General features: G+C 70.2%; 21 protein-coding genes. 14 read left to right on the top strand and 7 right to left on the bottom strand.

Translation table 11 applies throughout. The annotated features are described in order from the left end of the window. Positions 1-11: 11 nt before the first annotated feature. The 3 genes from NUG20_RS08975 to NUG20_RS08965 all read right to left on the bottom strand — a co-directional run bounded on the left by NUG20_RS08975 (position 12) and on the right by NUG20_RS08965 (position 1875). Positions 12-1031 carry a LacI family DNA-binding transcriptional regulator gene (locus NUG20_RS08975; protein WP_263398000.1) on the bottom strand — a complete coding sequence of 340 codons (1020 nt, stop codon included), beginning with the start codon at positions 1029-1031 and terminating at the stop codon, positions 12-14. A gap of 248 nt (positions 1032-1279) precedes the next feature. After that, positions 1280-1579: a BolA family protein gene (locus tag NUG20_RS08970; protein WP_263397999.1), complete on the bottom strand. Its 300-nt coding sequence runs from the start codon at positions 1577-1579 to the stop codon at positions 1280-1282. Continuing rightward, complete coding sequence (locus NUG20_RS08965; protein WP_263397998.1) at positions 1576-1875, bottom strand: YciI family protein; 300 nt, start codon at positions 1873-1875, stop codon at positions 1576-1578. Before NUG20_RS08965 ends, NUG20_RS08970 begins: the two co-directional genes overlap by 4 nt. 363 nt (positions 1876-2238) lie before the next feature. Here NUG20_RS08965 and NUG20_RS08960 point away from each other — a divergent pair, with 363 nt between their 5' ends. The 4 genes from NUG20_RS08960 to NUG20_RS08945 all read left to right on the top strand — a co-directional run bounded on the left by NUG20_RS08960 (position 2239) and on the right by NUG20_RS08945 (position 7084). Beyond that, positions 2239-3177 carry a segregation and condensation protein A gene (locus tag NUG20_RS08960; RefSeq protein WP_263397997.1) on the top strand — a complete coding sequence of 313 codons (939 nt, stop codon included), beginning with the start codon at positions 2239-2241 and terminating at the stop codon, positions 3175-3177. A 22-nt stretch (positions 3178-3199) separates the two neighbouring features. Continuing rightward, positions 3200-4219, top strand: coding sequence for an SMC-Scp complex subunit ScpB (gene scpB / locus NUG20_RS08955; protein ID WP_263397996.1), 1020 nt, complete (start codon positions 3200-3202; stop codon positions 4217-4219). Next, positions 4212-5774 carry a pseudouridine synthase gene (locus NUG20_RS08950; protein ID WP_263397995.1) on the top strand — a complete coding sequence of 521 codons (1563 nt, stop codon included), beginning with the start codon at positions 4212-4214 and terminating at the stop codon, positions 5772-5774. Before scpB ends, NUG20_RS08950 begins: the two co-directional genes overlap by 8 nt. A gap of 617 nt (positions 5775-6391) precedes the next feature. Then, positions 6392-7084 (top strand): hypothetical protein, encoded by a 693-nt coding sequence (locus NUG20_RS08945; protein WP_263397994.1) that lies wholly within the window; start codon positions 6392-6394, stop codon positions 7082-7084. A gap of 83 nt (positions 7085-7167) precedes the next feature. Here NUG20_RS08945 and NUG20_RS08940 read toward each other — a convergent pair whose 3' ends face one another. The 4 genes from NUG20_RS08940 to NUG20_RS08925 form a co-directional block, all read right to left on the bottom strand. Beyond that, positions 7168-7602 (bottom strand): hypothetical protein, encoded by a 435-nt coding sequence (locus NUG20_RS08940; RefSeq protein WP_263397993.1) that lies wholly within the window; start codon positions 7600-7602, stop codon positions 7168-7170. 90 nt (positions 7603-7692) lie between these two features. After that, the gene (locus NUG20_RS08935; protein ID WP_263397992.1) at positions 7693-8535 is read right to left on the bottom strand and encodes an amidohydrolase; all 843 of its coding nucleotides are present in this window, start codon (positions 8533-8535) and stop codon (positions 7693-7695) included. Continuing rightward, positions 8532-8840, bottom strand: coding sequence for a hypothetical protein (locus NUG20_RS08930; protein ID WP_263397991.1), 309 nt, complete (start codon positions 8838-8840; stop codon positions 8532-8534). Before NUG20_RS08930 ends, NUG20_RS08935 begins: the two co-directional genes overlap by 4 nt. A 118-nt stretch (positions 8841-8958) precedes the next feature. Then, complete coding sequence (locus NUG20_RS08925; RefSeq protein WP_263397990.1) at positions 8959-10107, bottom strand: pyridoxal phosphate-dependent aminotransferase; 1149 nt, start codon at positions 10105-10107, stop codon at positions 8959-8961. 230 nt (positions 10108-10337) lie between these two features. On the opposite strand from NUG20_RS08925, the gene ccmA reads away from it, so the two are divergent. From ccmA to NUG20_RS08875, 10 genes are all read left to right on the top strand, one after another. Further along, positions 10338-10985, top strand: a complete 648-nt coding sequence (gene ccmA, locus NUG20_RS08920; RefSeq protein ID WP_263397989.1) for a heme ABC exporter ATP-binding protein CcmA — start codon at positions 10338-10340, stop codon at positions 10983-10985. Then, complete coding sequence (gene ccmB / locus NUG20_RS08915) at positions 10982-11677, top strand: heme exporter protein CcmB (RefSeq protein WP_179563973.1); 696 nt, start codon at positions 10982-10984, stop codon at positions 11675-11677. Before ccmA ends, ccmB begins: the two co-directional genes overlap by 4 nt. Before the next feature lie 115 nt (positions 11678-11792). Further along, positions 11793-12542, top strand: coding sequence for a heme ABC transporter permease CcmC (gene ccmC / locus NUG20_RS08910; protein ID WP_263397988.1), 750 nt, complete (start codon positions 11793-11795; stop codon positions 12540-12542). Further along, complete coding sequence (locus NUG20_RS08905) at positions 12539-12712, top strand: heme exporter protein CcmD (RefSeq protein WP_263397987.1); 174 nt, start codon at positions 12539-12541, stop codon at positions 12710-12712. The genes ccmC and NUG20_RS08905 overlap by 4 nt, the downstream gene beginning before the upstream one ends. Continuing rightward, entirely contained in the window at positions 12709-13161 is a 453-nt protein-coding gene (gene ccmE / locus NUG20_RS08900) for a cytochrome c maturation protein CcmE (protein WP_263397986.1), read from the top strand. The genes NUG20_RS08905 and ccmE overlap by 4 nt, the downstream gene beginning before the upstream one ends. Before the next feature lie 120 nt (positions 13162-13281). Then, positions 13282-15216, top strand: a complete 1935-nt coding sequence (locus tag NUG20_RS08895) for a heme lyase CcmF/NrfE family subunit (protein ID WP_263397985.1) — start codon at positions 13282-13284, stop codon at positions 15214-15216. After that, the gene (locus NUG20_RS08890) at positions 15213-15821 is read left to right on the top strand and encodes a DsbE family thiol:disulfide interchange protein (protein ID WP_263398430.1); all 609 of its coding nucleotides are present in this window, start codon (positions 15213-15215) and stop codon (positions 15819-15821) included. The genes NUG20_RS08895 and NUG20_RS08890 overlap by 4 nt, the downstream gene beginning before the upstream one ends. Next, positions 15818-16261 (top strand): cytochrome c-type biogenesis protein, encoded by a 444-nt coding sequence (locus NUG20_RS08885; RefSeq protein ID WP_263397984.1) that lies wholly within the window; start codon positions 15818-15820, stop codon positions 16259-16261. The genes NUG20_RS08890 and NUG20_RS08885 overlap by 4 nt, the downstream gene beginning before the upstream one ends. 4 nt (positions 16262-16265) lie before the next feature. After that, on the top strand, positions 16266-17342 hold the full coding sequence (locus NUG20_RS08880; protein ID WP_263397983.1) for a tetratricopeptide repeat protein: 1077 nt from the start codon (positions 16266-16268) through the stop codon (positions 17340-17342). A 448-nt stretch (positions 17343-17790) separates the two neighbouring features. Next, positions 17791-18903: a homoserine O-acetyltransferase MetX gene (locus NUG20_RS08875; protein WP_263397982.1), complete on the top strand. Its 1113-nt coding sequence runs from the start codon at positions 17791-17793 to the stop codon at positions 18901-18903. Positions 18904-19629: the final 726 nt, after the last annotated feature.

Below are 19629 nucleotides of genomic sequence, written 5' to 3'. Positions count from 1 at the left end.
CGTTGCGCCGCCTATTGTTTCCTTGCGTTGATGCTCGAATCGCGCACGACCAGCAGCGGCGTCAGCGTTTGCCGATGCCCCGCGTCGCTTCCCGGCTGGTCGATCAGGTGCAGCAAACGCCGCATCGCCTGTTCGCCAAGGCCGGCGATACTCACCTGCATCGTGGTGAGAGAGGGGTGAACGAAACGCGCCAGCGGGATGTCGTCGAAACCGGCCAGGGCGACGTCGTCGGGCACGCGCACGCCGGCCTGGGCGAAGGCGTACAGACAGCCGAGCGCGGTCATGTCGTTGGCGGCGAACACCGCGTCCGGCAGCGCGCCGGCCTGCAGCATCGCCTGCCCCGCGCGATGGCCCGAGGCTTCGTCGAAGTCGCCCGGAAACTCCTGGCCTTCGGCCACGCCCGGATGGGCGGCGATGACGTCGCGGAACCCGCGCAGGCGTTCGCGCGCATCGAAGTTCAGTTCCGGGCCGGCGACGAAGGCGATGCGGCGATGGCCCATCGCCAGCAGGTGCTCGGTCATCGCCACCGCGCCGGCATGGTCGTCGATGCTCAGCACCGGGTAGTCGGCATCGGGCAGATGGGTGTTGATCAACACCGTCGGCAACGCCTGCGGCAGGTTGTCGGTGAGGAAGCCGGGGCGTTCGGCGTACGGCGACAGCACCAGCAGGCCGTCCACGCGCCCGCGCATCGCGCGCAGCGCGCGGCCCTGCTCTTCCGGATCGCCGTGGTAGCTGGACACCAGCAGGTGCTGGCGGCGCGCGCGGGCGGCGCCGTCGATGCCGCGGATCAGCTCGGAGAAGAACTCGCCGTACAGGTCCGGCAGCACCACGCCGATGGTCTGGGTCGAGCGGCTGCTGAGGCTGCGCGCGGCCGCGTGCGGGCTGTAGCGCAACCGCTCGGCCACCTCGAGCACCAGCTTGCGCACCGGCTCGGCGACGTTCTCGTGGCCGTTGAGCGCACGCGACACCGTGGCCACGGATACCCGCGCCTCGCGTGCGACATCTTTGATGGTGACCGCGCTCTTCGCCATCGTGCCGCCCTCCGCGGCAGTGACTAGTGAGAAACTGGCGCGGACTGTAATCGTTTTCAGCGCGAGGCAGAAGCCTTTTGTTATTTTTCCAATAAAATCTTTTGGATTCAGTCAGTTGGGCAAACGGGAAATCGGCCGAATCATGATGCGACGCAGCATAATCGACGCATGTATCCCGGATTTTTTGCCCATGTTCCGGCGCATCGGCAGGCCTGGCCGCGCCGTTTGCGCCGGAATGCGGCGGCCTGTCAGGCGGCGTCGCGCGGCACTTCGGCTTGGATCGACAGCGCGTGGATGTCGGTCTGCATCATCTCGCCGAGCGCGGCATAGACCGCGCGGTGCCGGGCCAGCGGCGCCATCCCCGCGAAGGCCGGGCTGACGATGCGGACATTGAAATGCCCGCGCCCGTCGCGCGCACCGGCGTGGCCGGCATGGCGATGGCTGTCGTCCTCGACCTCCAGCGCCTGCGGCGCGAACGCCGCCTGCAGCGCCGTGCGGATGCGCTCGACCCGGCCTGCGGCGGCCTCGCTCGGGGCTGGCGCGCTCATGGCAAGGTCTTCCGGAACGGCCGCACTTCGACCCGCGCATACACGCCGGCGGCCACGTACGGGTCGGCCTCCGCCCACGCCCGGGCCTGCGCCAGCGAGTCGAATTCGGCCACCACCAGGCTGCCGCTGAAGCCGGCCGGACCCGGATCCTCGGCGTCGATCGCCGGGCATGGACCGGCCAGCAGCAGGCGTCCGGCCTCCTGCAGCGCCACCAGCCGGGCCAAGTGCGGCGGCCGCGCCGCCGCCCGCCGCGGCAGCGCATCGGCGCCGTCGTATCCCTCGATCACGTACCACATCGCGCCACCTGACCTTCGCTTCGCATATGAACCCCGCACAATTCTAGCGCCACAGCGCTGGACACCGACCCGGCATGCGCATTACCCTTGGTTCCATTGCACGCGGCCGGATGCAGCGGCCCGTCGGTGATTGGCGCCCCAGCCCCTTCCGACGACCGATTCGCTGCCCGATACCCGCCCGCGCAGACGTCATCCTCGAGCTGTTCCGTCGCCGCGACTCGTGCGGCGTACGCCTTGTGTCCTGTTGAAGTGTGGATCGCGTTGCGGGGATGACGCGACGTGAACCGCAGTACTGCAGGCAAGGCGCCGAGCCGGATCGCCCCTGCCCGGCCCTTCGCTACCGCAACACCTGATGTCCAATCGATGACCTCCGAACTCGCGCTCGCCGCGAACCCGCCAATCCAGCCGACCGCGCCACAGCAGCAGGAAATGCCGCTGGCGGTGGTGCATGGGCAGCCGGTGCTGCAGATCCCGCAGGACCTGTACATCCCGCCGGATGCACTGGAAGTGATCCTGGATGCGTTCGAAGGCCCGCTGGACCTGCTGCTGTACCTGATCCGCCGGCAGAACCTGGACATCCTGGACATCCCCGTCGCCGAGATCACCCGGCAGTACGTGGACTACATCAACGTGATGCAGGAGCTGCGCTTCGAACTGGCGGCCGAATACCTGGTGATGGCCGCGATCCTGGCCGAGATCAAGTCGCGCATGCTGCTGCCGCGGCCGCCGGCGCAGGAAGGCGAGGAAGCCGATCCGCGCGCCGAGCTGGTGCGTCGCCTGCAGGAGTACGAACGCTTCAAGCAGGCTGCCGAGGACATCGACGCGCTGCCGCGGCAGGACCGCGACACTACGCCGGTGCAGGCGCACGTGCCGGACCGCGCCGCGGTGAAGCTGCCGCCGCCGGTGGAGCTGAAAGAGATGTTGCTGGCGCTGTACGACGTGCTCAAGCGCGCCGAGCTGTTCAGCGGCCACGCGATCAAGCGCGAGGCGCTGAGCGTGCGGCAGCGGATGGGCGATGTGCTGAGCCGGCTGGACGACGGCCGGTTCTACCGCTTCGAATCGCTGTTCAACGCCGAGGAAGGCAAGCTCGGCGTGCTGGTCACCTTCCTGGCCTTGCTGGAACTGGCCAAGGAACAGCTGCTGGACATCGTCCAGGAGCCGATGGAGCACGTCGTGCGCAACGGCGAACGGCTGCCGCTGGCGCCGATCTACGTCAAGTCGCTGGCGCTGGGCAACACCAACGAACCGCTGCAGTTCAACAGCGAGTTCGACGACACCGACGCCGCCAACGACCCTACCTGAGTCCACGAAGACCCACTTACGCATGGATCAAGCGCTGATCAACCGCATCGTCGAGGCCGCCCTGCTCGCCGCCAACCAGCCGCTGCCGCTGGCCCAGCTGCACGGCCTGTTCCCCGAGGACGAGCCGGCGCCGCCGGGCAGCATCGAGCGCGCGCTGGAGCAGCTGCGCGAGGCCTGCGCCGGGCGCGGCGTGGAACTGGTGGAAGTGGCCTCCGGCTTCCGCTACCAGGTCAACAGCGAGGTGCACCCGTGGGTGGCGCGGCTGTGGACCGAACGCAAGACCCGCTACACCCGCGCCACCCTGGAGACGCTGGCGCTGATCGCCTATCGCCAGCCGATCACCCGCGGCGAGATCGAGCAGGTGCGCGGCGTGGCGGTCAGCAGCAACATCATCCAGGCGCTGGAAGAGCGCGAGTGGATCCGCGTGGTCGGGCACCGCGACGTGCCCGGCAAGCCGGCGCTGTTCGGCACCACCAAGGGCTTCCTGGACTACTTCGGGCTCAAGCGCCTGGACGAACTGCCGCCGCTGTCGGAACTGAAGGACATCGGCGAACTGGAACCGCAGCTGCAGCTGGACCGCGACACCCTGCCGGTCGGCGACATGGCCCAGGCCGGAGCGGCCGATGGCCATGCCGACGCGGCCAAGTCGGCAACGGATGCCGGCGCAGTTGACGCGCCGCCCGCCGCGGCGAACGTCGACAACGACACCACATCCGATCCGGATACTGCACCCGATCCAGATGCTCAGGCCGAAGCCGACAGCGCAGCCGATCCCCGCGCGGCGGACGACACGGCCGCCGCGCATGGCGATAGCGATACCGACACCGAAAGCGACACCGATGCAGACGCCGCCGCGGCGGATGCCTCGTTTCCCGATACCGCCCCGACGGGCGAACCCGAAGCCGCGCCGGGCGAGCGCGCGGCGGATGCGAACGAAGCCGAAGACAACGCCGTCGCGACGACGACCGTGGCTGTTGACGATGCCGATTCCGAACCACAGGCCGACGCACCGCGCGCCGGCCGGAGCCAAGTAAATGAGTGACACCTCCCGCAAGCCGTCGTTGAACAAGCTCTCGCTCAAGCGCGATGCCGCCGAGCAGCCGAAACTGGAAGAACGCCTGCACAAGGTCCTGGCGCAGGCCGGCCTGGGTTCGCGCCGCGCGCTGGAGCAGCGCATCGCCGACGGCCTGGTCAAGGTCAACGGCGAGGTCGCGCAGACCGGCATGTCGGTCAAGAGCGGCGACAAGATCGAGCTGGACGGCCGCAGCTTCGTCGCCAGCGCGCTGACCGAGCCGGCGCGCGTGCTGATCTACAACAAGCCCGAAGGCGAAGTGACCACCCGCGAGGATCCCGAAGGCCGCCCGACCATCTTCGAGGCGCTGCCGGCACTGAAGGGCGCGCGCTGGATCGCGATCGGCCGTCTGGACATCAACACCACCGGGCTGCTGCTGCTGACCACCGATGGCGAGATGGCCAACGCGATGATGCATCCGTCCTACGAGATCGAGCGCGAGTACGTGGTGCGCGTGCGCGCCCCGGAAGGCGAGGACAAGGTGCCCGACAGCATGGTCGAGCGCCTCTCGCGCGGCGTGCTGCTGGAGGACGGCGGCGCCAAGTTCGACGAGATCGAACGCATCGGCGGCACCGATTCGCACGACTGGTTCCGCGTCGTGGTCAAGGAAGGCCGCAACCGCGAAGTGCGCCGGCTGTGGGAATCGCAGGGCTGCCAGGTCAGCCGCCTCAAGCGCACCCGCTACGGCAAGGTGGCGCTGCCGCGCGAACTGCTGCGCGGGCAGTCGCTGGAGCTGGCGCAGGACAAGGTCGAGGCGCTGCGCGCCGAACTGAAGCTGGAGGAAGGCACGCCGTCGGCGCTGACCCTGCAGCCGGTGATCGGCCAGCGCAAGGCGGCCAAGGCCACCGTGCAGGTCGGCCGCGGCGGCAACGCCTACGTCAACGGCCACAACGTCGCCGACGAAGGCCGCGAGCTGCGCCGCTTCGACAACTTCCGCGAGGACCGCGGCCGCGGCCGCGGCGGCAAGAAGCCGCACGGCGGGCTCACCGTCAGCGGCGAGATGGCCGCCCAGCAGGCGCAGAAGCCGTTCAAGCAGCGCAACCCGAAGGGTCCCAAGCCGCTGCCGGACGGCAACCCCGCCGCGTTCCGCACCTGGTACGTGCCCGACGGCGTCAGCACCGGCCCGACCGGCCACCGCAATGCCGGTCCCGGCCCGGGCCGTGGCGGCCAGGGTCAGGGACAGGGCCGGCCCTATGGCAAGCCGCGCCCCGCCGGCGCCGGTGCCGGCCAGGGCGCAGGCCCGGGCCGCGGCGGCCAGGGTCAGGGACAAGGCCAGCGCAAGGCGCACCCGTACGGGCATCCGGGCAATGCACCGAGCTTCCCGTCCGACCACGCCAACCCCGGTTTCAGCCCCTACGGCGCCGCCCCGCGCTCGGCGCGACCGGCCGGCCCGCGCGCCGACGGACAGAAGCGCGGCCCGGGCGGCCCCGGCGGTCGTCCGGGCGGCAACCGCCCCGGCGGCGGGCGTCCGGGTGGCGGCGGCCGCCCCGGCGGCGGCAACCGCGGTCCGCGCGGCGGCGGCTGAGCGACAGCACCGGCGTCCGCGCCGGCACGTCGGCCAAGATCAAGGGCGCCTGCGCAAGCGGCGCCTTTTTGCTGGGCGCGGATACGGTTAATCGCAACGGATGGCCTGATCCAGAGCAATACGACCGGCCGGACACGGACCAAGCCCACGCCGATCACGGTGCCCACCGCGGTTCGGGCTAGCGACCGCGTGCAGGCCGCCGCACGCGAGCAGCACGCGTGCCGCGCCCGGCTGCGAACCACGTGGCAAGGACACGTGCGCCTCGCGGGATACGCGCGGCGAACCCCCATCGAGTTCGCGATACCCATTGCGGCTCGGGCAAGTGCTCGTGTACAGGCCGTTGCCCGCGAACAGGTTGCGCGCCGCTCCCGGCCGCGAACCGCATGGTCCAGGCATTGAGGAACTCGTGAGCCACGCGCGGCGAAACCGCCCCCCAGCCTGCGGCATAGGCGCGTCGGCAGCCCGGTGGCGGCATCCGTCGATGAGGACGGTCTCTGGCCCGGTCGCCCCTTGGCGGATCGGCAGGTGCGCGCCCATGCGCGCGCGGCGCGAAGCCGATATCCTAGCCGGCCTCGCTGCCGCTCCTCGGCGGCGCACTCACCTATCGGGATATCTCCATGTCACGGAAGATACTGCTGCCGTTGTTGATCGCCGCCGTGCTGAGCCTGGGCGCCTGCAAGAAAGTACAGGAAGAAGTCGCCGCGGCGCAGAACCCCTACCCCAAGAGCTCGCCGCTGCACGAGCCGTTCGACCGCATGCTGCGCAAGCTGGTCAACGACCCGCGCTACGTGGCGCTGCTCAAGCAGGGCGACAAGGCGCAGGCGCAGCGCGCCGGCTTCGAACTGGCGCAGAAGGGCATCGCGCGGCTGGACCACGCCACCCTCGAACAGCGCCTGGAGATCCTGGCCGCGGTCAGCGAGAAGGTGGACGTGCCCAAGTGCGCGCTGCTGGCGCGCGGCGGCAATCCCAACGATGCGCAGGCGATGAGCGCGGCGATGCTGCAGGGCCTGGAGACGCTGCCGCCGGCGCAGATCGATCGCTGGTTCGAGGTGTCGCTCAAGGCCACCGATGCGCAGCTGAGCAATACGCCGCCGCAGACGGTGGCCCCGGCCGACGTGGAAGCGGCGATGAGCAGCCTGATCGGCGGCCTGCCCTCCGATGAGCAGCAGCGCCTGGTGAAGGTGTTGCCGCAGATGGCGCAGGCCAGCGACGAAGACGCCTGCTGGGCAGCGCGCACGCTGTACAGGCAGGCGCTGGCCGCCAAGGAACCGGTCCGCGGCCAGCTGGCCTGGGTGTTCGCCCAGCAGTAAGCGCAACTGCCGGCGCAGCGGGGCTTTTTCAAGCTACCCGCTGCGCCCTGGCGCCGCTGCGATCGCAGGCGGCGCCGCGCGGCTCAGCGCCGCTCGATGGTGAAGCCGCCGACCGCCACGCCCAGGTCCCAGCCCTTGCCGGTGCCGGCCAGGGCCAGCGAGATATCGCCCTTGGTCATGACCTGCGCGTCGGAGGACTTGGCCGCGCCGGCGTGCGCCTCAGCCGTTGCGTAGGTGCCGAACAGGTCGTTGAGGGTGTAGGCGCCGGTGAAACGCCCGCGGCCGTCGACGATCTTCGACTTGCCCACGCTCAGCCCGCCGCCCTTGGCGCTGATCTTGACCGGGATCTTGGAGCCGTTGTCGCAGGTGATGGTGCCGGTGCCGGACGCGGTCTTGTAGAACACCGACCAGCCGGACAGGTTGAAGCGCAGCTGGCAATCGATGTTGCCGGCGGCATGCGCCTGCGGCATGAAGGCGATGCCGGCGAGCAGCGCGGCGGTGGTCAACAGCTTGTTCATGGCACGCTCCGTGGATGTGAAAACGACGCCGAGCCTAGCAGCGCGCCGCCCAAGGCGGCGTGGTGGAAACCGGGTCCGGCACGGCGCCGTTCAGCGATCGGCGTTGGCCGCGCCGAGGCTGAAGGCGTCGGCATCGAGCATCGCCGGGAAGCGCTCGCGGTGCGCGGCCAGCGCCGCCGCCGAGATCGTGGTGGTGGCCACCTGCTCGCGCTCGCGGATCTCCAGCTGCGGCTGGCCGAGGAAATCGATCACCGCGCTGTCGCCGGCATAGTGCAGGCCGTTGCCGTCCTCGCCCACCCGGTTGACCGCGGCCACGAAGCACAGGTTCTCGATCGCGCGCGCGCGCAGCAGCGTGCGCCACGGGTAGGCGCGCGCCGACGGCCAGTTGGCGACGAAGAGTTGCAGGTCGAAGTCCAGCTGGCCCGGGCGCTCGACGTCGTAGCGGTTGCGGCAGAACACCGGGAAGCGCAGGTCGTAGCAGACCTGCGGATTGATCCGCCAGCCCTTCCAGTCCACGCACAGCCGCTCGCGCCCGGCGGCATAGCGCTGGTGCTCGTTGGCGTAGCGGAACAGATGGCGCTTGTCGTAGTGCTGCAGCGCGCCGTCGGGCGTGGCCCACAGCAGGCGATTGAAGACCTGGGTCGCCCCATCCTCGCCGGCCACGCGCAACTGCACGCTGCCGGTCACCGCCGCGCCCAGCCGCGCCGCCTGCTCGCGGATCCAGGCCACGGTCGGCCCGTCCATGCCCTCGGCCTGGTCCAGCGCCTCGTTGGAGAAGCCGCTGGTGAAGGTCTCCGGCAGGATCACCAGGTCGGTGGCACCGACCAGCGGCGCCAGCAGTTCGGCGTAGTGCGCGCGATTGCCGGCCGGATCGTGCCAGCGGGTGTCGCCTTGGACCAGGGAGATCCTCAGATCTTGTGCCGCTTGCGTCATCCCCAACGTACTCCGATGCAAAAGGTGCCGACCAGGCACAACAAACCCAGTGTAGGGGTTACCCACGGCAGGTGGCGCACCATCAGATTAGCGAGGGTGCGGCGCTCCTGCGGCGTGAGCAGTGCCAGATAACGCTCGACGTAGCGCTGCCTTCGGAACGGCACCACGCTGAAATCCAGATCGAGCCGCTGACCGCGGTCGGCCAGTCCGGTTAGGACATGGCCATAGAAGAGCGCACTGCTTGCCAGACCGCTGGCGACGGCCAGGCCGAAGGTGACTCCGAAATAGATTCCCACAATCGACATGACACTCCCCGCCAGCCATCGAACTACGTTAGCCAAGGCCTACCTGCGCGGAAAGCCGCTATGGCTTAGCTTTCTTCCCCAGTCCCGGGTCCCGAGTCCCGAGTCCCGGCGCGGCTCATCAGAGCCGCACCAATCGTTCGATCGCCGCATCCAGCGTCGCTTCGTTCTTGGCGAAGCACAGCCGCGCCAGGCGCTGGCCGGGCGGCGGGGTCTGGTAGAACGGCGACAGCGGGATCGCGGCCACGCCCTTCTCGATGGTCAGCCACTTCACGAACTCGGTGTCGGGCAGGTCGCTGACCGCTGAATAGTCGACCAGCTGGAAATAGCCGCCCGGCACCGGCAACGGCTTGAGCCGGGTGGTCAGCAGCTGTTCGCGGAAGCGGTCGCGCTTGGCCTGGTAGAACGCGCCCAGCTGCTCGTCGTGCTCGGGTTCGTCGCGGATCATCGCGGCGAAGGCGTACTGGGCCGGGCCGAAGCTGGTGAAGGTGTTGTACTGGTGGACCTTGCGGAACTCGGCGCTGAGCGCCGGCGGCGCGATCGCGTAGCCGATCTTCCAGCCGGTGCAGTGGTAGGTCTTGCCGAAGCTGGAGATGACGAAGGCGCGTTCGCGCAGTTCCGGCCAGCGCAGCACCGATTCGTGGCGGCGGCCGTCGAACACGATGTGTTCGTAGACCTCGTCGGAGATCAGGAAGATGTCGCTGCCGCGCAGCAGCTCGGCGACCGCCTGCAGGTCGTCGGCGCCGAGCATCGCGCCGGACGGGTTGTGCGGGCTGTTGAGGATCAGCAGCCGCGTGCGCGGGGTGATCGCCGCGCGGACCCGCTCCCAGTCCACCGCGAAGGTCTGCGGGTCCAGCGGCACGTGCACCGCGCGCGCGCCGGCCAGGTCGATCGCCGGCTCGTAGCTGTCGTAGGCCGGATCCAGCACGATCACTTCCTCGCCCGGCCGCACCACCGCATGGATCGCGTTGAACAGCGCCTCGGTGGCGCCGCTGGTCACGGTGACCTCGGTGTCCGGGTCGACCTGCGCGCCGTAGCAGCGCAGCGCCTTGCCGGCGATCGCCTGGCGCAGCACCGGCACCCCGGTCATCGGCGGGTACTGGTTGTGGCCGTCGCGCATCGCCTGGGCGAGCGTGTCGATCAGCCGCGCCGGCGCGGCGAAGTCGGGAAAGCCCTGGCCCAGGTTGACCGCGCCGTGCTCGGCGGCCAGTTGCGACATCACGGTGAAGATGGTGGTGCCCACCTTGGGCAGCTTGGTCTGCGGGTGCATGCGTCCGGGTACGGGAGCGGGAAAGCGCCGAGTGTACGCAAAGCCGCTTGCCGGCGATGCGCCGCCGCCACGCAAAACAGCGTTCCCTGCACGGCGTGCGTCGCCGCCCCATGCCACCAGGCGCCGCACGCGGTGCAGCGGCGCCCGCGGCGGGCGGCCGCATGCCGATACAATGCGCGCCTCCCGCACCCACCGCCTGCCGCCGCGCCGTCCGCTGCGGCCCTTCGCCAATGACCGATCCGCTGCACTCCCCGCCGCCGCTGCTGGCCGCGCACGGGCTCACCTTCGCCCGCGACGACGCCGCCGTGTTCGGTCCGCTGGACTTCCACCTGGACGCTGGCGAAGCGCTGCTGGTGCAGGGCGACAACGGCGCCGGCAAGACCACGCTGCTGCGCGTGCTGGTCGGGCTGCTGCGCGCCGAGGCCGGACGCATCGAGATCGACGGCCATCCCGTGCGCCGCGGCGACCGCGCGCGCTACATGGCCTACCTGGGCCACCTGGGCGCGCTGAAGGCGGACCTGAGCACGCTGGAGAACCTGCACTACCTGTGCGGCCTGCAGGGCCGCCGCGCCAAGCAGATGCCGGGCAGCGCGCTGGCCATCGTCGGCCTGGCCGGCTACGAGGACACGCTGGTGCGGCAGCTGTCGGCCGGGCAGAAGAAGCGTCTGGCGCTGGCCCGGGTGTGGCTGTCGCCGGCGCCGCTGTGGCTGCTCGACGAGCCCTACGCCAACCTCGACCTGGACGGCATCACCCTGGTCAACCGGATGATCGCCGCGCACCTGCGCAGCGGCGGCGCGGCGCTGGTCACCACCCATGGCGCCTACGCCGCGCCGCCGGTGCGTACGCGCATGCTGAGCCTGAGCGGGGTGGCGGCATGAGCCTGGCCGCGCCGGTGCCCTCGTTGTGGCAGGCCACCCGCGCGCTGCTGCTGCGCGACCTGCGCCTGCTGTGGCGGCGCCGTGGCGACGCACTGCAGCCGGCGCTGTTCGCGCTGCTGATCGTGGCCCTGTTCGCGCTGGCGCTGGGCAACCAGCCGCGCCTGCTCGGCGAGGTCGCCGGCGCCGCGCTGTGGCTGGCGGCGCTGCTGGCCGGGCTGCTGGCGCTGGACAGCCTGTTCCGCGGCGACGCCGAGGACGGCTCGCTGGAACAGTGGCTGCTGGCGCCGGTGCCGCTGGCCTGGCTGGTGCTGGTACGGGTGCTGCTGCACTGGCTGACCACCGCGCTGCCGCTGATCGTGGCGACCCCGCTGCTCGGCGAATTGCTGCACCTGCCGCATGACCGCATGCCGGTGCTGCTGGCATCGTTGGCGCTGGGCACGCCGCTGCTGAGCCTGATCGGCGCAGTGGTGGCGGCGTTGACGGTGAGCATGAAGCGCGCCGGGATCCTGGTCGCGCTGCTGGCGCTGCCGCTGTACGTGCCGGTGCTGGTGTTCGGCGCCGGCAGCGTAGCGGCCGCCGCGCAGGGCCTGGACCCCAGCGGCGGCCTGCTGCTGCTGGCGGCCGGATTGGTGCTGGGACTGGTGCTGGCGCCGCTGGCGGCGGCGGCGGCGATCCGCATCTCGTTGAGCTGAGCGCACGTGGCGCAGCGCCAACGCGTCGCGGGCCGCACCATCGCCTTGTCCTGCGCTATCGTCGCACCGTTGTCGCCGCACCGTAGCAAGCCCTCCGCCCGCTAGAATCGACCGCATGTCCTCCGTCGTCCGCTGGTTCCACCAACTCGGCTCGCCCCCCGCCTTCGACCGCTTCGCCGCGCGCTGGACGCCGTGGTGCTACCTGGCCGCGCTGCTGCTGGGCGGGCTGGGCATCTGGCAGGCGCTGTTCGTGGTGCCGGCCGACCGCCTGCAGAGCGACGCCTTCCGCATCCTCTACATCCACGTGCCCAGCGCGTGGATGAGCCTGTTCGTGTTCGGGCTGATGGCGCTGTACGCGGCGATCGCGGCGGTGTGGCGGATCAAGCTGTGCGAGGTGCTGGCGATGGCCTGCGCGCCGATCGGCGCCGCCTTCACCCTGATCACCCTGCTGACCGGCAGCATCTGGGGCAAGCCGATGTGGGGCGCCTGGTGGGACTGGGACCCGCGCCTGACCACCGAACTGATCCTGCTGTTCCTGTACATCGGGGTGATGGGCCTGTACCTGGCGATCGAGGACCGCCGCAACGCCGCCCGCGCCGCCGGGCTGCTGGCCATCGTCGGCGTGGTGCTGCTGCCGGTGATCCGCTATTCGGTGGTGTGGTGGAATTCGCTGCACCAGGGCCAGACCATCCGCCTGTTCGGCGAGTCGAGCATGGATGCGAGCATGCTGCCGCCGCTGTGGCTGATGGTGGCGGCGACCAAGTTCTGGTTCGCCGGCTCGCTGCTGGCGCGCGCGCGCGCCGACAACCTGCGCCGCGAGGCCGGCAAGGACTGGGTGGCGAAACTGGCGGAGGCGCGCGCATGAACTACCTGCCCTACGTGATCGGCGCCTATGCGGTGTTCGTCGGCGTGCTGCTGGCCGACTTCGTGCTGGCGCGGCTGCAGCTGCGCAGCGCCCTGCGCGCGGTGCGGCTGCGCGCGCAGCGCAAGCAGCAACCCAAGACCGACCCGGCCACGCTGGACCTGAGCCGATGAACCCGCAGCGCAAGCGCCGCCTGTTGCTGCTGATGGTGCTGGTGCTGGCCGCCGGCCTGACCACCACGCTGGTGGCGATGGCCCTGCAGCGCAATACCGCCTACCTGTACACCCCGGCCGAAGTGCTGGCCGGCAAGACCGGCGAGCACGCGCGCTTCCGTCTCGGCGGCATGGTCGAGAAAGGCTCGTTCCAGCGCGCGCCCGGTTCGCTGCTGGCACGGTTCCGGGTCACCGACGGCGACGCGCAGCTGACCGTCAGCTACGACCGGATCCTGCCCGACCTGTTCCGCGAGGGCCAGGCGGTGGTGGCCACCGGGCGCATGCGCGACGGCGTGTTCGTGGCCGAGGACGTGCTGGCCAAGCACGACGAGACCTACATGCCCAAGGAACTGGAAGACAAGATGGGCAGTGCGCATCGCAAGCACGCTGTGCCGGAGACGGCGCAGTGACGGGAGTGTTTTGCGGGACTCGGGACTCGGGACTCGGGACTCGTAACAGCAAGACCGCGCGCGGCCTGAGCGTTGGCTTTTCCGGGTCCCGAGTCCCGAGTCCCGAGTCCCGGCTTCACCATGCTCCCTGAACTCGGCCAAGTCCTGCTGATCCTGGCCCTGCTGGCGGCGCTGCTGCAGGCGGTGGTGCCGTTAGCCGGTGCGCAGCGCGGCGACGCGCGCTGGATGGCGGTGGCGCGGCCGGCCGCGTTCGCGCAGCTGGCGCTGGTCGCCGGCGCCTTCGCGGTGCTGACCCATGCATTCCTGGTGCAGGACTTTTCGGTGCGCTACGTGGCCGAGAACTCCAATTCGCTGCTGCCGCTGATGTACCGCTATTCGGCGGTATGGGGCGCGCACGAAGGCTCGCTGCTGCTGTGGACGCTGATCCTGGCGCTGTGGACCGGCGCGGTGGCGCTGTTCTCGCGCAGCCTGCCGACGCCGGTGATGGCGCGGGTGATCGGCACGCTGGCGCTGGTCAGCCTGGGCTTCCTGGCGTTCCTGCTGTTCACCTCCAACCCGTTCGCGCGGCTGCTGCCGGCGCCGCTGGAAGGCCGCGACCTCAATCCGCTGCTGCAGGACCCGGGCCTGGTGATCCACCCGCCGCTGCTGTACGCCGGCTACGTCGGCTTCGCGGTGCCGTTCGCGTTCGCGATCGCCGCGCTGCTCGACGGCCATGTCGATGCGCGCTGGCTGCGCTGGACGCGGCCGTGGACCAACGTGGCCTGGGGCTTCCTGACCATCGGCATCGCGCTGGGCAGCTGGTGGGCGTACTACGAGCTGGGCTGGGGTGGCTGGTGGTTCTGGGACCCGGTGGAGAACGCCAGCTTCATGCCGTGGCTGGCCGGCGCGGCGCTGCTGCATTCGCAGGCGGTGACCGAAAAGCGCGGCAGCTTCACCGCCTGGACGCTGCTGCTGGCGATCGCCGCGTTCTCGCTGTCGCTGCTGGGCACGTTCCTGGTGCGCTCGGGGGTGCTGACCAGCGTGCACTCGTTCGCCGCCGATCCCAGCCGCGGGCTGTTCATCCTGGTGTTCCTGAGCCTGGTCTGCGGCGGCGCGCTGCTGTTGTACGCGCTGCGCGGCGGGCGCATCGGCGCCACGGCCGGCGACGAGCGCCAGCGCTTCGCCGCATCCTCGCGCGAGACCCTGCTGCTGGCCAACAACCTGCTACTGACCTGCGCCTGCGCGATGGTGCTGCTGGGCACGCTGTATCCGCTGCTGGCCGACGCGCTGGGCCTGGGCAAGCTGTCGGTCGGTCCGCCCTACTTCGGCACCCTGTTCGTGGTGCTGATGGCGCCGCTGGTGGCGCTGCTGCCGTTCGGGCCGCTGACCCGCTGGCAGCGCGAACAGCCGTCGCGGCCGCTGGCGCTGCTGGCGCCATGGGCCGGGCTTGCCATGCTGGCCGGCGTGCTCGGCTTCTTCCTGGCGCCGCAGAGCCCGTGGAAGACCGCCGCCGGCGTCGCCGGTGCGGCCTGGGTGCTGCTCGGCACCGCGCGCTTCGTGTGGAGCCGCTTCCAGCTCAAGGGCAGCCGCTTCACCGCCGAGATGCTGGGCATGACCCTGGCCCACGCCGGCATCGCGGTGTTCCTGACCGGCGCGCTGCTGGTCGAAGCGCTGGACCAGCAACGCGAAGTGGCGCTGGCGCCGGGGCAGAGCCTGCAGATGGGCCGCTACCGCTTCGAGTTCCAGAGCCTGGACGAGATCCGCGGCCCCAACTACGTGTCCGAACGCGCACACGTGCAGGTGCTGCGCGACGACCATCCGCTGGCGCTGCTGCATCCGGAGAAGCGCGTGTACGCCAGCGGTGGCCAGAGCCTGAGCGAGGCCGGCATCCACCCCGGCCTGTTCGGCGACGTCTACATCGCCCTGGGCGAACCGCTGGGCGGCAACGCCTGGGCGATGCGCCTGCATGTCAAACCGTTCGTTCGCTGGATCTGGCTCGGCGCGGCGCTGATGGCGCTGGGTGGCTTTGTCACCGCCGGCGACCGGCGCTTCCGTCGTTCCCCGGAGAAATCCTGATGTCCGCCCCTGCTCCCCGCCGCCGCCTGCCGCTTGCCGCCATCGTGCTCGGCGCCCTGTTCTTCCTCGGCCTGCTGGCGCTGATGTTCTATGCGGTACAGCGTTCGGGCATGGCCGATCGCGACGCGCTGCCGTCGGCGCTGATCGGCAAGCCGGCGCCGGCGTTCGAGCTGCCAGTACTGCACGATGCGTCGATCCGCGTGAGCAGCACCGAGCTGCGCGGCGCGCCGTACGTGCTCAACGTGTGGGGCAGCTGGTGCCCGGCGTGCCGCGAGGAACATCCGGTGCTGACCCGCTTCGCGCTGACCAAGCGCGTGCGGGTGATCGGCTACGACTGGAAGGACACGCGCGAAGACGCGCTGCACTGGCTGGAGCAGTTGGGCAACCCGTTCTTCGTGGTGCTGTTCGATCCGGACGGGCGCACCGCGATCGACTGGGGCGTGGCCGCCGCGCCGGAGACGTTCCTGGTCGACGCGCACGGCGTGGTGCGCTGGAAGCATTCCGGCGCGCTGACCGACCAGATCGTCCAGAACGAACTGCTGCCGGCGCTGCTCAAGGCCGAACGCGATGCGCCGACCTCCAAACAGGGCCGGGCTGCGCCGTGAACTGCCGCTGGCTCGTGCTGCTGGTACTGCTGACCTGCGCCGCGCACGCAGGCGCGCAGCCGGCGTCCGACCCGACGCCGCTGGCCTATCGCTCGGCGGCCGAGGAAGCGCGCTTCCATGCGCTGACCGCCGAACTGCGTTGCGTGCAATGCCAGAACCAGTCGCTGGCCGACTCGCATGCGCAGATCGCGCTGGACCTGCGTCGCGAAGTGCTGCAATTGATGCAGCAGGGAAAATCGGACGCGCAGATCAAGCGCTTCCTGGTCGATCGCTACGGCGAATTCGTGCTGTATCGGCCGCAGGTGGAATCGCGCACCTGGCTGCTGTGGTTCGGACCGCTGGCGTTGCTCGGTGCGGGCGCGCTGCTGCTGGTGTGGGTGGTGCGCCGCCGCGCGCCGGCCGACGCGGCGCCGCCGGCGCAGGACGAACAGGAATGGTGAGCCGATGCTGAGCTGGGGCATGCATGCCGCCGCGGCGGTCCTGGCCGCGCTGGTCTTCGCCGCGGTGCTGTGGCCGTTGCGGCGCGGCCGTGGCGGAATGGCGCTGCTGGTCGTGGCGGTGCTGGCGCTGGGCGTGGCGTCGGCCGCGCTGTACGCGCTGGTCGGCACGCCGCGCGCGCTGCAGGCGCAGAACCGCGAGGCGCCGCGCACCCTGGAAGACGGCGTGGCGCAACTAAAGGCGGCGCTGGCCAAGGACCCCAATCGCGCCGACGGCTGGGCGCTGTTGGCGCGCTCGCAGATGTCGCTGGGCCGCCCCGCCGAGGCCGCCGCCGCGTTCGCGCGCGCGGTGCAGTTGGCGCCGGACGAAGCGCAATGGCTGGTGCCGGCGGCAGAAGCGCGTGCGCTGGCCGATCCGCAGCGCCAGTTCGACGACCAGGGCATCGCGTGGCTGCGGCACGCCTTGCAGGTGGCGCCGGACAGCGAGCGCGCCGCGTGGTTCCTGGGCATCGCGCAGCGCCAGCGCGGCCAGAACGCCGAGGCCGCCGCCACCTGGGAAGCGCTGCTGCCGCGCGTGGATGCGGCCACCGCCGCCGCGCTGCGCCCACAGATCGACGCGGCGCGCGCCGATGCCGGGTTGCCGGCGCTGCCGGCTACTGCGTCAGGCGCGGCGGCAACGGCCACCGCAAGCGCAACGTCCGCGCCGAACGCCACAGCTTCGCCTGCCCCTGCCGCTACCGGCACGCTCAGCGTTGCGGTATCGCTGGACCCGGAATTCGCCGCACGCGCGCGCCTGCGCAGCGACGCCAGCGTGTTCGTGATCGCGCGCGTGCCCGGCGGCCCGCCGATGCCGGTCGCGGTGCAGAAGCATCCGCTGCAAGCGCTGCCGCTGCGCGTGACCCTGAGCGACGCCGACAGCCCGATGCCGACGCAGAAGCTGTCGCAACTGAAGCAGGTGCAGGTCCTGGCGCGGCTCTCGGCCAGCGGCAACGCGATGCGCCAGGAAGGCGACCTGGAATCGGCACCGGTCACGGTGACGCTGCCGACGGCGACGCCGGTGGAACTGGTGATCGGAAAGCGCTGACGGATGCTGCTGTAGGAGCGGCTTCAGCCGCGACAGCAATTTCCGCAGCCGACATCTTTCCGGCACCAATGTCGCGGCTGAAGCCGCTCCTACAGGGAGCAGTGACCTTGCGCGTCGCCGCCGCATCGTCCTTCGCCACACCGTACGCAGGTCCTGCCGCGGCTCTCGAACAGCGGCAACGCGATGCGCCAGGAAGGCGCCCTAAAAACTGTGCCGGTCACGGTAACGCTCCCCGCGGCGGCGCCAGTGGAGTTAGTGATCGGAGAGCCTGACGGATGCTCCTGTAGGAGCGGCTTCAGCCGCGACAGAGATTTTCCGTAGCCGACATCCTTCCGGCGCCGATGTCGCGGCTGAAGCCGCTCCTACAGGGGTGCATCGGCCGTGTTCCCGTCGTTCCGCATCTTCCTTCGCAACGCCGCGCCCGCCGCCGCACGGCTAGAATCGGCGCATGACCGAATTCATCCCCCCCGGCAGCCGCTTCCTCGCCCTGCCCTCGCCGTTCCCGATGAAGCGCGGCGGCCAGCTGCGCGATGCGCGCGTCGCCTACGAAACCTGGGGCACGCTGGCGCCGGACCGCAGCAACGCGATCCTGATCGTCACCGGGCTGTCGCCGGATGCGCACGCCGCCGCGCATGCCGACGATCCCAGCCCCGGCTGGTGGGAAGCGATGCTCGGCGCCGGCAAGCCGATCGACACCCAGCGCTGGTTCGTGATTTGCGTGAATTCGCTGGGCAGTTGCAAGGGCTCGACTGGCCCGTCCTCGCCGCATCCGGACGACGCGCAGCCGTATCGCCTGCGCTTCCCGGAGCTGTCGATCGAGGACGTCGCCGATGCCGCCGCGCACGTGGTGCGTGCGTTGGGCATCGAACGGCTGGCCTGCCTGATCGGCAACTCGATGGGCGGCATGACTGCGCTGGCGTTGTTGCGCCGGCATCCGGGGCTGGCGCGCAGCCACATCAACATCTCCGGCAGCGCGCAGGCGTTGCCGTTCTCGATCGCGATCCGCTCCCTGCAGCGCGAGGCGATCCGCCTGGATCCGAACTGGAACGGCGGCGACTACGACGAGGCCACGTATCCGGAGTCGGGCATGCGCATGGCGCGCAAGCTGGGCGTCATCACCTACCGCTCGGCACTGGAATGGGACGGCCGCTTCGGCCGCGTGCGGCTGGACTCGGAGCAGGCGCACGACGATCCGTTCGGCCTGGAATTTCAGGTCGAAAGCTATCTGGAAGGCCATGCGCGGCGCTTCGTGCGCCGCTTCGATCCGAACTGCTACTTGTACCTGAGCCGTTCGATGGACTGGTTCGACTTGGCCGAATACGCCGATGGCGACGTGCTCGCCGGATTGGCGACGATCCGCGTTGAGCGCGCGCTGGCGATCGGCGCCAACACCGACATCCTGTTTCCGGTGCAGCAACAGCAGCAGATCGCCGACGGCCTGCGCGCCGGCGGCGCCGACGCCCAGTTCCTGGGCCTGGACTCGCCACAGGGGCATGATGCGTTCCTGGTGGATTTCGCGCGCTTCGGGCCGGCGGTGAAGGGGTTTCTGGACGCGCTGTAGCGGGCGGATGTGTGCTCCGGCCGCAATGGCAGGCGGATGATTCAGCGCTCTGCTCGTCGCGACTGAAGTCGCTCCCACAAGGATTTCCGGCAACGTAGAGGCCCAAGGCCTCTTGTGGGAGGGACTTCAGTCCCGACTGCATCCTGTCTCGGAGAGTTCGCTGCTGCCTGTTGCGTTGGTCGCGGCTGAAGCCGCTCCTACAGGGAGCTTCTTGCGACCGCAGGAATCTGCTGCTTTCTGTAGGAGGGGCTTCAGCCCCGACATGTAGTTCGGCCCCGAGATGTGCTCGCTGACGGATGGCTCGCGGCTTCTCGTCATGGTTGATGGCGCAAGGCTAGGCGGCACCGCTCGCGCGACGAGGCAACGGCACGCTGCTGCCCTTGTGGGAGGGACTTCAGTCCCGACTGCATCCTGTCTCGGAAAGTTCGCTGCTGCCTGTTGCGTTGGTCGCGGCTGAAGCCGCTCCTACATGGAGCTTCTTGCGATCGCAGGAATCTGCTGCTTTCTGTAGGAGGGGCTTCAGCCCCGACATGTAGTTCGGCCCCGAGATGTGCTCGCTGACGGATGGCTCGCGGTTTCTCGTCATGGTTGATGGCGCCAGGCTACGCGGCACCGCTCGCGCGACGAGGCAACGGCATGCTGCTGCTCTTGTGGGAGGGACTTCAGTCCCGACTGCATCCACCCTCAGCCCATGCGCTGATCTGATCATCGCGGCCGATTCCGGGC

It is taken from the genome of Xanthomonas sp. CFBP 8443 (genome assembly GCF_025666195.1).
GTDB lineage: Bacteria > Pseudomonadota > Gammaproteobacteria > Xanthomonadales > Xanthomonadaceae > Xanthomonas_A.
The sequence above is the reverse complement of the archived record's forward strand: the minus strand, read 5'-3'. Positions and strand labels throughout refer to the sequence as shown.